This is a genomic window from Aliikangiella coralliicola, from assembly GCF_007004725.1.
Lineage (GTDB): Bacteria > Pseudomonadota > Gammaproteobacteria > Enterobacterales > Kangiellaceae > Aliikangiella > Aliikangiella coralliicola.
In genome coordinates this window covers 437,016-451,072 of record NZ_ML660162.1, presented here as the reverse complement: position 1 = coordinate 451,072, position 14,057 = coordinate 437,016, and the positions used below count along the sequence as shown (strand labels likewise).

At 40.9% G+C, this 14,057-nt stretch carries 13 protein-coding genes; 8 read left to right on the top strand and 5 right to left on the bottom strand.

All coding sequences use genetic code 11. From position 1 onward, the window contains the following. Positions 1-79: 79 nt before the first annotated feature. The 4 genes from FLL46_RS08060 to FLL46_RS08045 all read left to right on the top strand — a co-directional run bounded on the left by FLL46_RS08060 (position 80) and on the right by FLL46_RS08045 (position 4,866). A complete protein-coding gene (locus FLL46_RS08060) occupies positions 80-2,470 on the top strand; it encodes a prolyl oligopeptidase family serine peptidase (protein ID WP_142892977.1) in 2,391 nt (796 codons plus the stop codon). A 170-nt stretch (positions 2,471-2,640) separates the two neighbouring features. After that, a complete protein-coding gene (locus FLL46_RS08055) occupies positions 2,641-3,039 on the top strand; it encodes a hypothetical protein (protein ID WP_142892976.1) in 399 nt (132 codons plus the stop codon). 73 nt (positions 3,040-3,112) lie between these two features. Beyond that, positions 3,113-3,802 carry a tRNA (adenine(22)-N(1))-methyltransferase TrmK gene (locus tag FLL46_RS08050; RefSeq protein ID WP_142892975.1) on the top strand — a complete coding sequence of 230 codons (690 nt, stop codon included), beginning with the start codon at positions 3,113-3,115 and terminating at the stop codon, positions 3,800-3,802. Beyond that, entirely contained in the window at positions 3,799-4,866 is a 1,068-nt protein-coding gene (locus FLL46_RS08045) for a serine hydrolase domain-containing protein (protein WP_210418626.1), read from the top strand. The genes FLL46_RS08050 and FLL46_RS08045 overlap by 4 nt, the downstream gene beginning before the upstream one ends. Before the next feature lie 39 nt (positions 4,867-4,905). Here FLL46_RS08045 and FLL46_RS08040 read toward each other — a convergent pair whose 3' ends face one another. The 3 genes from FLL46_RS08040 to FLL46_RS08030 form a co-directional block, all read right to left on the bottom strand. Further along, on the bottom strand, positions 4,906-5,178 hold the full coding sequence (locus FLL46_RS08040; protein WP_142892974.1) for a hypothetical protein: 273 nt from the start codon (positions 5,176-5,178) through the stop codon (positions 4,906-4,908). 262 nt (positions 5,179-5,440) lie between these two features. Further along, positions 5,441-6,793, bottom strand: a complete 1,353-nt coding sequence (locus FLL46_RS08035) for a sugar MFS transporter (protein ID WP_142892973.1) — start codon at positions 6,791-6,793, stop codon at positions 5,441-5,443. 207 nt (positions 6,794-7,000) lie between these two features. Continuing rightward, a complete protein-coding gene (locus FLL46_RS08030; protein ID WP_168204093.1) occupies positions 7,001-8,077 on the bottom strand; it encodes a CvpA family protein in 1,077 nt (358 codons plus the stop codon). 282 nt (positions 8,078-8,359) lie between these two features. Between FLL46_RS08030 and FLL46_RS08025 the strand changes: the two genes are divergently transcribed. Next, positions 8,360-9,013: a DUF2959 domain-containing protein gene (locus tag FLL46_RS08025; protein WP_142892971.1), complete on the top strand. Its 654-nt coding sequence runs from the start codon at positions 8,360-8,362 to the stop codon at positions 9,011-9,013. 228 nt (positions 9,014-9,241) lie between these two features. Beyond that, entirely contained in the window at positions 9,242-10,477 is a 1,236-nt protein-coding gene (gene thrS, locus FLL46_RS08020; RefSeq protein WP_142892970.1) for a threonine--tRNA ligase, read from the top strand. A gap of 542 nt (positions 10,478-11,019) precedes the next feature. Here thrS and FLL46_RS08015 read toward each other — a convergent pair. Together FLL46_RS08015 and FLL46_RS08010 are read right to left on the bottom strand one after the other, a co-directional pair. Further along, positions 11,020-12,003 (bottom strand): ankyrin repeat domain-containing protein, encoded by a 984-nt coding sequence (locus FLL46_RS08015; protein WP_142892969.1) that lies wholly within the window; start codon positions 12,001-12,003, stop codon positions 11,020-11,022. Positions 12,004-12,153: 150 nt separating this feature from the next. Beyond that, a complete protein-coding gene (locus tag FLL46_RS08010; protein ID WP_142892968.1) occupies positions 12,154-12,594 on the bottom strand; it encodes a winged helix-turn-helix transcriptional regulator in 441 nt (146 codons plus the stop codon). Positions 12,595-12,775: 181 nt separating this feature from the next. Between FLL46_RS08010 and FLL46_RS08005 the strand changes: the two genes are divergently transcribed. Both FLL46_RS08005 and FLL46_RS08000 read left to right on the top strand, forming a co-directional pair. After that, entirely contained in the window at positions 12,776-13,210 is a 435-nt protein-coding gene (locus FLL46_RS08005; protein ID WP_142892967.1) for a DUF1761 domain-containing protein, read from the top strand. 1 nt (position 13,211) lies between these two features. Beyond that, positions 13,212-13,517, top strand: a complete 306-nt coding sequence (locus FLL46_RS08000) for a hypothetical protein (RefSeq protein WP_142892966.1) — start codon at positions 13,212-13,214, stop codon at positions 13,515-13,517. Positions 13,518-14,057 lie beyond the last annotated feature (540 nt).

Here is a 14,057-nt window from a genome sequence, read left to right as displayed (position 1 = left end):
CGATCCTACAGGCTAATAATAGGCCATTTAAGCAAAGAAAAGTGGCGTGTAAAACCCTGATCAGATAAAAGTGAGTGTTTTGTCAGACTTTATTCAAGCTTTAAACCGGCTCATCAGTATGCTGGATGATATTCAACCAATTCCATCAACGGGGAAACTTATGAATATCAACCTGATTGGCCACTTTGGATTAAACAGGCGCTTGGTTTGTACAAAAATTGCCATTCTAACCGTTGTTTTCTTATGGATGTCACCGTCGATAAGCTTGGCGAGTGATACTAAAGTTATCACCTCTAAAGTCCAAAAGCTCGCATCGAAATCTCGTAATCAGAGCATCAATTGGTCAACGTCATCCTATCCAGATTCTCCTCAGGTAGATCAAATCGATGATTATCATGGTCAGGCTGTTGCGGACCCCTATCGCTGGCTGGAAGAGTTGGAATCTCAGCAAACGGTAGCCTGGGCAAAAGCGCAGAACAAGCTCACTGAGTCGCTACTCGATCATCAATCGATTGCCGAAATTAAAAGTAACATACAGGCTTACTCGAATTTCCATACGATAGGTGCGCTCAGTTTTCGGGGAGATTACAAGTTTTACCTTAAAGGATGGTCGGGTACCTCGACAGCGGCGCTTTTTGTTGAATCGATCAAAGACGGAAAACCGCGTCATCTTGCTGGTCCAGATATCTTGAATAAGCCCGCAAAAAAACTCACTAAAAAACCAGAAACCTCAAAACAGGCCGAGCAGATTAGCGGTTATTGGCCAAGTCCCGATGGTAAACACATTGCCGTTTTGCAGAGTAAGATAGGCGAGCGTTGGGGGCAATTACTGGTGATGGACGTGGCTTCTGGCAAAGTGTTGTCTGAAATATCGGAAGGAATAACCGTGGGCCTGACAGGGATTTCCTGGAGCCGGCTCAATAAAAAGTTTTTATTAACTCGCTTTGATGCCGAAGGTAAGCAGCGTAGACCAGTTAATGCCCGAATTGAAGTATTCAAGCTGTCAGACCGTAGCCTCCAACCAGTGTTTGTTCCCGATGAAAAGGAAGATCGAACCCGACTTAGTTTAGGTGCTGCCATGCTCACCGACTCGAATCGATTTGTCGTGAGTTTACGCAATGGCAGCGATGCACAAAACAGAATTATGTTAATGGATCTGGACCACCCCAAGTCTCCTGCGTTGCCGCTTTTCGATAAACTGACTGCCAATCGACTTTACCTGGGTAACAAGGGCGATCAATTATGGTTCTACACCGACGAAGAAGCAGTCAACGGTAAAGTGGTAAGGCTTGATATCAAGCAACCACGGAAGCAACAGGTGGTTATTCCTGAATCTGCCAATCCGATTTCAGCCAACAGTCGTGTGGGTGGCAATGCACTAGGAATGTTCGGTGAACGTATCGCGTTAACTTACCTGGAGGCTGGCGGTTATTTTGTTAAAGGATTTGATCTGAACGGCAAGTCAATTTTTCAGTTCGATGTACCGGCGTCCGGCTCAATTTGGGGCGGATTTAGAGGGGACCCAGAGACAGATGATTTCTATTATAGTTTTCTCGGTGTTGGGCAACCTTCTAGCTTTTATCGAGTGGACAGCAATGGGAAACAGACACTGGTGGCGGCGCCTGAATTACCATTTGATATGCAAATAACAGCCAAACGGATATACGTGAAAAGTACCGATGGAGCAATGGTGCCGGTGGTAATTGCTCATCGAAAAGATTTAGATTTATCAAAGCCGAAACCTTTGTTTCTTTACGGTTATGGTGGATTTGGATGGGTGAGTTTCGCCTGGTATCAGCCGCATTTAATGGAATGGTTTGCGCGAGATGGTATATTTGCTGTGGCTGGCGTTAGAGGTGGTGGTGAGTATGGTACGCCCTGGCATGAAGCCGGTGTTAAACATAATCGGCAAAATGCGATCGACGACTATGTGGCTTCGAGCGAATGGTTAATTGAAAAGGGATTGACCAGTCAACATCAGTTAGTTGCCAACGGTGGCAGTTTTTCCGGCGCCCTGGCCGCCAGTGCCGTTGCGCAGCGCCCTGATCTTTATGCGGCCGCCATTATCGATTTTCCCATCCTGGATCTCATACGGTATGTCGAATTCGGTCAGGCTCGTTTCTGGATTTCTGAACTGGGTGATCCCGCGTTAAAGGACGACTTTGAAGTGCTGCTATCACAATCACCTTATCATGGTTTATCTAAAAGTAAGTGCTTGCCTGCAACTTTAGTTCGAGTGGGCCAATACGACAATATAACTACGCCAATGCACGGCTATAAATATGTGGCGGCGGCTCAGCAAAAACGAAGATGTGAGCAACCTGTATTGCTGGATATTATGGAAGGGGCTGGACATAACTATGGTTCAAACCCGGAAGAAATTGCCCACGCCAATGCCGTTGCCCTCAGTTTTATTGCGGCGCAGTTAGCGAGAAAACAATCTGACGAAAAAAAACTGACCAGACGATAATAGATAGTCCTTAATCTGAACTAACGCATATATTGATTTAGCGATAGATTTAGCGCAAAAGTGTTGACCCGACTATCACTTCATACTTTAAAGTTCTGACTTTCTAGTATTCCTGCGCTCAAACTACCGGCTCTGCTGGTAGTTTGGGCGAAGTTGGTGAGGGTGAATAAATGAGTTTATCGGATCAGCAGTTTTTATATGAATTTGAGAGCAAAACACTTGCTCCTTCCGAATTTGGTCATTTTGGCCATTTGCGCATTGCCTGGCTTTACCTTCGCCAGTTTTCTCTGGAAGAGGCAATTTCAAAAATAACCAATGGTATTAGTGCCTATGCAACCAGTCTTGGTGCTACCGAAAAATTTCACCATACAATGACTGAAGCTATCGTGAGAATTATGCACCGACGTCTTGCCGCTAATTCTTTTGAAAGCTTGGACGAATTTCTTCAGCAAAATAAAACGCTGACCGGAAGCATGCACGAGCTTTTGTACACCTATTACTCTGAGTCATTGTTTAATTCGAAAGAAGCTAGAAAGCAATTTGTTGAGCCTGATTTGAAGCGCTTATAAAGTTTACCTGAGTTTGTTTTGTGGGGCGAATTTGTTAGCATGACAAAAATAAATTTACCTTATTTAAGCCTCAATGAAGATAGGTTATCGACTTCAACAACTCGATAAAATGATTATTCGACAGTATGACCATATATGGGATTGCTGCTGTGATCATGGTTTATTAGGGATGCTGTTGTTAAAGCGAAATGCGGCAACTAAAGTTCATTTTGTTGATGTGGTTGAGCCATTGATGTTTGAACTGGAACGGAAATTAGAACGCTTTTTCCCTCATGATCCAGTCAACCGACGGTGGCAAGTTCACTGTAAGGATATCAGGCAGTTAGATTTGTCCGAAACCGCAGAAAGTAGCCACAATTCTCCAAGCCATTTAGTCATTATTGCCGGTGTCGGCGGTGATAAAGTGATTGAGTTTGTGGATGCAATATTAAGTCGTCACCCCAATAAAAATATCGAATTTCTGTTATGTCCCGTGCATCATAATTATAAAGTTCGTGAAGCTCTAACTCTGTTTGACATGAAGCTAAACTATGAAAAACTAATCAGAGAAAATAATCGTTTTTATGAGCTGCTCCATGTTTCCGAAAATGGAAAATACCCTATTTCATTGGTGGGTTCTTTGATGTGGGATTTTAGCCGTTCAGACGATAGAGATTATCTGGAAAAAAATATTCACCATTTTGCACATAAAGCCAAACAAGGTGATGTAAATTACGAAAAGATACTTTTGGCCTATCAACAACTCAGTAAGGAAATAAGTTGAAAAGAATAATGCTACGCTTGCTTTTGTTATTAACCGGAATATCGAGCTCTTTTGCTAATTCTGTCGGTAACCCTATCTGGGAAACTAAATTAAATGAGGTATTAAACGAAATTATTATTGCTCATAAAATTCCAGGCATGTCTGTTGCAATTCTGGAAAATAATGAAGTTGTTTATCAAAAAGGGTTTGGAATAGCCATTGTTGGTCAATCTAAACCGGTTGATGAGTTTTCTCGGTTCAGAGCGGCTTCAATCACAAAGCTGTTAACTGCTCAAGCGGTAATGATGTTAGTTGAACAAAATAAACTAAAACTTGATCAGACTATTGGCCATTATTTACCACAGTTTAAAGGTAGCGAAATTACCATTTATCATCTTCTGACCCATTCGTCAGGTTTTACTGATCAGGTAAAGCCTGGTTTGAAAGAAAGGCGGATATCGGAATATTTGCATCAAGTTGCAAAAATTAAAAAACTTTCTCAACCGGGGGCAGTGTTTTCATACAGTGACACCGGTTTTAATATCCTTGGTGCAATCATCAGTAATGTGAGTGGAATGAGTTACGTTCAGTATATTGAAAAGTTTATTTTGCAGCCGTTAGCGTTAAAAAACACAGGATTCTATGATGATGTAACGGTGGATGCCGAACCTCACTACAAAGGAACACCTATACCAAAGCATCAGCAGCGGCCGTATGATCGGTCATTTGCGCCTTCAGAAGGATTAATTACTAATGTCAGTGATCTCATCACCTGGACAAAAGCTACAATGTTAATGAAGACGTTGCTTCTCGATAAGAATTCCTATGAAAAAATGTTGGAACCTCAGATTAAAACTTCATGGGGAGAAATATGGATGGGGCTAGGATGGCAAGTTTATCAATCTGATAATGGGCAAGTTGCACGCCATCCTGGTAGCGTTCGAGGATATAAATCGCTGTTACTTATGTATCCGCAACAAAAAAGAGCAATCGTCATATTAACCAATTCAAGTCATACACCACGATTTGAGGTGGCTAAAACGATTGAAAAGATACTCGCTAGTCATCAATCGAAACAGCATTAACTCACCCGGGTTGTGACTAAACTGATTTTACGTAAACAATTATGCTTTAGCTTCGCCGATAGGTTCATAACCAATTTGTGCGTTCAAATATTTAAAAAGCCTGATGATCGGTTTTGCATCATTATTATCGGTCCTTTTAAGACCGAGTGCCTGGTAAATTTCCAACACTATCGACTTTTGTTCTCGAGCTTCTTGTGCAAGGTATTGAAGTTCGAGTGCAAGCTCCCTTCGCTGTAACTCCAGCTTTTCGATTCGTTTGTTTGCTTCAATAAGCAGTTCGTGACTTTTCTTCATCATTAAAGGGGATACCATGAAATATTCTCCTTATTGGTCTTGTGAACATCAAATAGTCATCGTTAATTACTTTGTAGCAATCTTTTGCTGAACGCTGGCTGAAGTTATCGAATTGTTTGATGTCAATTAACCAGTTGTAAGATGAATGAGCTTACGAGACCGAAGAGTGTGATTTTCTTGATATGTTTTTTTGCAAAATCGCAAAGCGGCTGGATTGACAATAGGGGCTGGGGTAAGAACTCAATAAGGCCTGGCGTGACCTTATTGAGTTGATTGAAAGCTACTTCGCCGTTTGCTCAACTAACTTGGCATTGTTTGACCAGCTTGTCATTTTGCTGCCTTTCAATCCGTAAAACAAAATGAACAGGTAAGCTGGAATAGATACAACATAAGCTTGTTGGCCGTCGCCGGTATCTGCCAGATAACCGTACAACAATGGTAAAACTGCGCCGCCAGCGATACCCATAATCAATAGTGCTGCACCTTTACTGGTATACTTACCCAGGCCTTCCAGCGCTAGTGGCCAAATAGTTGGCCAAACCATTGCATTGGCAAACCCAAGAAGTGCGACGAAAAAGACACCATTAGGTATTTCGGGTAATCCAAAATAACTGATAGAAGCCGCGGAGAATGCAGTGCTTTCGAGAGAGCCGACCATCACACTAATGGTAAACACAATACCGAGGATTGCTGAAACACATAATGCGGTTTGTTGACTGATTAGTCGAGGGATAGCCAATGTTCCAAAGAAATAACCAATAACCATGAAGATCATTGTGTAAGACGTTAACATAGTACTAATATTGCTATCTAACCCTGCTTGTTTTCCCAGCAACCCAATGGCATCTCCCGCGATTACTTCGACGCCAACGTACAAGAAAAGAGTGATTGCACCTAATATCAATTGCGGAAATTGCAACAGGCCTGACAGACTTGCCTGCGAGTCATCCTGACCTTCAAGCGGTTCGTCCTCAATATCAGGAATTGGCGCAAACATCATCGCCACAGCAAGGACACTAAGCGCAATCGCCATACCGATATAAGGCGTGACTAATTGACCGGCCAACTGATTCAATTTGTCATCTTTGGCTATTTCCGACAGCGCTGTCAATTCGGCTTCAGAAATACCGCTAATTCCGGTCAAAACAAGTGCCGTGAAAACGATTGGTGCAACAATTCCCGCTGCTTTATTCAATATTCCCATAACGCAAATTCGTACCGCAGCAGATTCACTTGGTCCCAATTTAATCACATAAGGGTTTGACGCAGTTTGCAAGATTGTGAGTCCAGAACCAACGACAAATTGACCTAACAAGAAAATACCGAACTCGCGACTGTAAGCGGCGGGGATAAAAATAAGCGCGCCGGCACCAATAATTAACAGCCCAAGTGCCATGCCTTTTTTATAGCCTGTGCGCTCAATAATTGCAGCCATGGGTAAAGCCATTACGGTGTACGCGATATAAAAGGCTGAAGCGACAAGCATCGCCTGAAAAGCATTTAATTCACAAATGGTTTGTAAAAAAGGGATAAGGGCACCGTTAAGCCAGGTGACGAATCCGAAGATAAAAAAGAGTGTGGCGATAATCGCCATGGGTATTAAATAACTGGTTTGAGATTGTTTTTCATTCATATGGTCCTTTTCCCCTGTTGGTATTTTAGAAATTTTTACCTGTGTGATACTAATATGAGTCTGGCTAAAAAATAAACTATATTTTGGTTATAACTCACGCCCTAAAGCATTTTGTCACAATATCCATCTAATCAAATAGTAATATTGTTGTGAAAATTGTCGGGAGAGTTTTGTTTTTTTAGTTGATTAAATAAATGTTGCTTGATTTTATTGATCTTTTTCTGGTTTTTTATCGGAATAGTGCACTTTGCCATTCTCATCGACCCAGCGGTGAATCGTTGTTTTTTTAGTTGGTTTGGGTTCTTGCGCTGTTTGCGCTTGCGACTCAAAGTCGGTGAAAGTAATTTCAGGGACTTCCACTGTCGAAATGATATTAAATAGCGACTCTATTTTTGCGCTATTCATCATTTGAAATACGTTTCGAGAATGGATCATATTTTTAACTTCGGGATCTTGAGTTAGTTGAATAAAGCGTGGGTCGTTTTGAACTTGTTCAACTTGCGCCCAGGTTTTGGTGATTTGAAGCGCCATTTGTTTTTGCATTTCTTGTGGCTGCGAAGAAAATTTCATCGCTTTGGCTAATTCAATAAAGTCTGGATCTTCTACCAGGTTTTGAAATTCCGATTGCCTCATTAACGCAACTGGTTTTTTAGCCACTAACGCTCGTCTTGCTTCATAATTGTTAAAGAGTTTCTGTAAATAGCCGGCTTGAGAAATCCGTTGAAATCGTTGAATGTTATCTGCCGGACTGGAGAGAAGCACCGCAGGAGCGCTTGTCAACGAAGGTTCACTTTTGTCACCGGGCATTAAATTCATCATAGTGTCAGCAGTTATTTGCTTAACCGATTGTTCGAAAGTTGTTGGCTGTTTTTCGACTCCCTTTTTGACTTCGAGCAATGTTTTCATGGTTGTGAAAAACCAAACTGCTAACACGCCAATGATTATGCCGATAAAACCATTGAGTAAAGCGCCTCCAACTGAGGAAATTTGACTCACACCGCTTTCTTTTGGCGTCATTAATTTGTGAATGAGTGAAAAAAGCCCTGAGAGTAAAGCGTACACAACAAAAAAGAGTATCCCGCCGGCAACCATATAAGCCATAAACCCTTCAACGGCGGTAGTTTCTTGCAAAACACGCCCAAATGGTTTGGCGAATAACCAGGTTGCGACATAGGCTGCTGGCAAACTGATCAGTCGAGACAACACGACAATTACACCGGCTTTATATCCTCGAAAAGCAAAGATGATGACGATAGCAAAAAACAATATGAGGGAAATGTCCACTAAACAAACCTGCCTGATGATTAATCGTATGAAATTGAAATATTACTGGCATGACTTCTAGGGTAATCGATATAAGATGAAATTCAAGTTATGGAGTGAAACTTGTTACACTTTCCCTGTTTCTGAGCCAACTCGATCAATGTCTATGCTTTGCCCAGCAAGCTAAAAAAGTGTTTAATGCTCCCAAGGCAACTACAATATAGTTGTTGGTATTTAGTATGGTAATCTTGCGTCACCCCAATTGCAGCGAGTCGAGAATATTAATTATTTAAGGATTAGAAAATGGCAGGTTTAAAAATACATAAAATATTAGTTTTGAGTTTACTTCTATTCTTAGTGGGTTGCGAAACCGTTAAGTTGGGAACGCTTGAGAAATTAGGCTATGAAAAGCGGGATATATTAACCGGCAGAATTGAAAAAGCGAAAGACGCGCAACAAGATGCGAAAGAGCAATTCAAATCGGCATTGCAGGAATTTCAAAGTGTGGTTAAGTTTGATGGCGGCGATCTGGAAGCACTTTATGAGCGTTTAAATGATGAGTATGAACAGAGCCAACAGAGCGCAGAAGAGGTTTCGGAACGTATCGCTAGTGTCGAGTATGTTGCTGAGAAATTATTTGATGAGTGGAAAGAAGAGCTAGGACAGTATTCAAGTGCTGACTTACGACGAAAAAGCGAAGGACAATTGTCGAAAACGCAGAGACAGTACAAGAAGTTAATGGGGGCGATGAAAAAAGCTGAGAAAAGTATCGCGCCGGTTCTCGCATTGTTTAAAGATCATGTTTTGTTTCTCAAACACAATTTAAATGCGCAGGCAATTGCCTCCATGAAAAATGAGCTCAAAGTTGTTCAAAATGATGTTTCCAGGTTAATTAGCCAGATGAATCAATCTATTAACGAAGCGGATAAATTTATCGCGCAAATGAAGAAGCCTTGAAAAGGAAGTGCTTTGCTTAGCCAAGATTAGCGCGTAACGAAATGGATTATTCTTTTATGATTAACGGGCTTTACAAGAAAACTAGGCTCTGTTATTTTATGAGGCATGAAAAATATAAATATTAATTTTGTGACCACCACCACCAAGAAATTTCTTGGAGGGTAGTGTTTATTTAAAATTTTAGTAAAGACCCTCTGAGCGAAAGCCAGAGGGTCTTTTTTTTTGCCGATGGTTTTTGCTCAGGATTTAAACCTGATTAATCAAAGAGGAAAAACCATGAAACATCATCGAGAAATTGCTAGCGCACTCAATTTATTTCACTCTGAACCGGCAGCACCCGGTATGGTATTCTGGCATCCAGATGGCTGGCAGCTGTTTAGAAAAGTTAAACAACATATGCGAAACATCTATCATGAGTCTGGCTTCCAGGAACTCTCTACTCCAATATTTTTAAAGAAAGAATTATGGGAGTTATCCGGGCACTGGGATAAGTTTGCGGAAAATATGTTTGTGGGTGGTGGTAGTGACGTTGACGCAAAATATGCGCTAAAACCTATGTCATGTCCTGCGCATATTTTATTTTTTAAACGGGATGTAGTGAGTTATCGCGCATTGCCTTACCGAGTGTTTGAGTTTGGGGTCGTGCATCGCAATGAGCCTTCAGGCGCGTTAAATGGATTGATGCGGTTAAGACAATTTACTCAAGACGATGCTCATGTGTTGTGTCGTTGGGAGGACTGTGTTGATGAAATTTTACAATTTCTTTCACGAGCAAAGCGTGTGTATCGTGACTATGGCTATAGTGATTTAGACGTTCGTATTTCAACTCGTCCGGAAAATTCCTTTGGTAAAGATAATGATTGGCTTAAAGCAGAAGAGCGATTGGCGCAAGCTTGTGAAAAAGCCAACGTAAAATATAGTCATCAAAAGGGAGAAGGCGCATTCTACGGACCCAAAATTGAATTGATCTTAAGAGATAGTCAAAACCGTCAATGGCAATGCGGAACTATTCAATTAGATTTTAATATGCCACTGCGATTTCAACTGAACTACATTGACGAATTCGGAGACTCTCAACAACCCGTGATGCTACACCAGGCAATTTACGGTTCGTTAGAACGGTGGATTGGTATTTTGCTAGAGTCACATCAGGGAAAATTACCTGCGTGGGTTCACCCGATTCCAGTTGGAATCGCGCCTATCAATGCATCATCGAATGAGCATTGTCTGGCGATGAAAGAACAGCTTTTAAAAAAGGGTATTCAAGTTAATTTAAATGATCAACCACAAAGTATTGCCAAGAAAATTAAACTTTTTCACAGGCAGAGAATCCCCATTGTTTTGATAGCCGGTGATCAGGAAGTGGAATCAAATAGTTTTGTTGTTAGACCTATTGACGGTGAGCAGCAAACACTTTCTTTTGATGAGGTCATCAAAATGCTAATGGGTTTGACTAATAAGTAAATGTGATATTGTTTATTTAAATAATATTAACGTGTTTTACAAATTAAATAACTAGCGCTATAGGGCTTTACTGGTTGCCCTTTAAGCAAAATAGGCTGCTTTCTGTAGGTGGCTTATTAACTGCAATACTCAGTTTGAGATAAAAAGTGAGATATAGCTAGTTCCAATCAAAATCCTTTTGAAAATTACTAAACAGAAAGTTATGATCGAGTTCCGATTCACTAAATTTAATGCCAAACATGGAGTGGTTATTAGATGGAACTATTTATAGGTCTTTCCCTTTTTATTATTATATTTATTATCTTCCTTGCTATCGTAGGCCCCGATATTTTGAGTAACAAAATTGGGTCGATGTCGGTTAATAGTCTCAAACAAAGAGATAGAGGGGATCTAAATGGTTAAAGGTGTTGTTGGTTATTGTCGCCACCTTTCGCTGTACCCATAATATCCTATTCTCAAAAACACTATTTTGCGTATGCTTGTCAGATAATTCGGCAGATGCAAGGTCACTTAATATTCGATTTTCAAAGAAGTTCGGCTTTTTACAAGTTTGCCAGAAAATCGGCAACCGCCTGATGCTGAGCATCTAATGCACAAGCAACCGGTAATTTGCCGGATATATTCTTGATCTCAGGATCGGCTCCCTTGTCGATAAGTAATCTGCACTTTTCTAAACTGCCGATACGAGCTGCGCTATGCAAAGCTGTCTCGCCTACGTTGTTTCGAAAGTTCAGATTGCAATCAAAATCCAGAATTATCTTAACCATGTAGTTAGAACCATGTAAAACAGCTTGTTGTAAAATCGTTACCGCGCTTTTATTGTTGACTTTTTCTAGTGCAAAAAAACCGGAATTGTTGGCACACAGCAATTGAATTTTCTCAATATTATTGTGGTCGATGGCATCAAAGAATTCTTTTTGGATGTTTCTGAAGGTGTTTGGTTTTTGGGGGAGGGGATTTCCTAATTTATTTTTCAGACTATTTTCAAGTCTCTTTAACATCAAGTTGTACCGCCTTTCTTCTAATTGAATAAAGGTTTTTTCGTCACAATGTTCATTAAATTGTCTTATCGCCGGGCCGACAAACTTTTTATAGTAAATCTCATTCAGTACATTCATGTTGTGAAGAAATTGCTTTTCTTCTTGATTAATAACTTTGGCGTTTCCAAATATCGCGAGTGCAAGGGATAAAAGGCCCAAAATATAGTTGGAAAGAATTTCTATTTCGCTTCCCAATAGTTCATTCAAATCAGCGTAGGAACTGAAAAAGATAAGCGTAATCAGACTCACTATTTCCGTAAGGCGTCGTTGAATTTTTTGCTTGACCTGGGTGAGTATTAAAGTTCCGTTTGCGAGCAAGTTAACTAAGTGATTTTCTTCTTCGTTGAGTTCGTATTTGATATTTCGAAATTCGGCCAGTGTTTTCACCAGCGATTCAAAAGTATTGGTTTTGCTGATTTGATGCTTATACGCCAGAGTGGCAATGATTAGTGAACAGCTACCGATGATTAACGAAAGTGGCTCCATTTTTATCACCTTTTCCTTAGTGGTGGGCCTTGAGGGCGATAGAACGGCGTTAACTGTTCCGCCGCTGCACCTGAATAGAATAATACATTTTTGCTAAATAGCGAAAAATGCTTGCCTATCCTTTAATCTGTGGCTTGGCGCTTAACTTTCTCAGGATAAATTGTGCTTTTCCCAGTGGTCCAGATTCTCTAGTGTTATGTCGATAAATTTTTTCGGATCATTGTCCAAGAGCGCCTGTTTATCCGCTGGGATATCTAGAAAATCATGTAAGTGTTTTTTAGCCCACAGCACAATATCGGTCATGACATAGATTAAGTCTTTTCCCATGGGAGTGAGGTAGTAAAGCTTTCTACGCTGGCTATCAGGATGCGGCACCGACGCAATCAGTCCATCTTTTTCGAGTTTTGATAATCGGGTGGTCAAAATACTACTGGAAATTTGCTCCTCGGCTTTCAACATATCTTTGTATTCATGTCGCTCGGAAAACATCAAATTGCGGATGATTAACAGCGTCCAATGATCGCCAATGATGTCCAGAGAACAAGCAATAGGGCAACCAGTTCGATTTTTGTGTTCAATTTTTGCGACCATTAAATAATACTTGCATTATAGAATTGTTTATTCATAATACTTTTATTATAGAAGTATTGGTTGGTCAGGTAAATCAATATTGGTTGGTCAGGTAGATCAATATTGATCCGGACCATTTGGCGCATATCCAAGCTGAAGGCTAATAGAGCTTTGAAATGATGGTAGTGAATGGGAGATGAAAATGGTCAATGAAACCGATAAGGTCCTGAAATTAAAAAAGTTATTGACCTTTGTCATCGCCTACTTCGTTATTACGATGGCCTGGGCTTATCCATGGCATGTGGTCTGGTTTCACGATCTTTATCAGTCCTGGGGAGCAATAACCCGTGCTCATCCGATTGTGCCATTGGGTATTGTGGCCATAATCATCCAGGGCGTGGTGATTGGTTATCTCTACCCTTACTTTTATCGCGGGGGAAATCCTATCCTTCAAGGAATCAAATTTAACCTGATTGTCGGGCTGATGACCTACTCAGCGATGGGGTTTGCTACAGCCGCGAAAATTGAGATTGAACCCGTTTCCCAATTCTTAACCTACCACACGATTTTTCAGATAATTCAGTTCAGCTTAACCGGCGCTGCATTAGGCTGGATTTATCAAAACAAAAGGAGCTGACGTGAGCTACGAGCAGGTAATTAGCAAGATTGTTCGCGAAGAAGGTGTAGAGCATTCAACGATGATGAGCACGCCATGCATCAGGTATAAGGGTCAGTTTATGTCGATGATGTTTGACCGAGAAAATGCCTTGATCATTAAAGTTTCGGCAGACCGAGTGAATGAACTTATCGCCCAGGGACGAGGCCTGGAGTTTAATTTTACTAAAAAGCGTTTTAAAGAGTGGGTACTCATTCCGCTTGATTATGAAGCTGACTATGAATCTTATATTTATGAGGCTCTGGAATACGCTAAAACAAAAGCTTAGGATGCCTTTAATCCAATCTGCTAACATTTGCTTATAGCGTAGTTTATGCCCTACTAGATACTCGTCTGAGAAAAGTTCGCTTTGACCATTCCGCTGTTGCGGATGGTTTTTGATTTCGCCCGCCAACTATCTTGAGTTTTTATATCAGCCTCCTATTATTCGCCCGGTAAAAGTTCGAATGCAAACCATACTTTGAAGACTAATTTGAAATTCTCCAGGTGATTTTGCGATAACGCCGAACTTGAGTGCTTAATATTTCCGCATAATTATACCCAAACTACTTGAAGATGCAGGTTTCAGAGCTTAGCTAGGAAGCTTGAGTAAGGCACCGTCCGCAGGGAATGACTAGTCCTTTTCAAGGACGGTAACGCGACGCAAGTTTTCTAGCTAAGCTCGCCTTGCTGAATCCTGCATCTTCAAGTAGTTTGGGTATAGAATTTACAATATAATGAACAAGTTATGTAAGCCATACTTGGCCATTCGCTTGTTTCAATGTTGAGGATAAGTGGAAGAGGCTGTAGAGTATGATAAATAATCTCA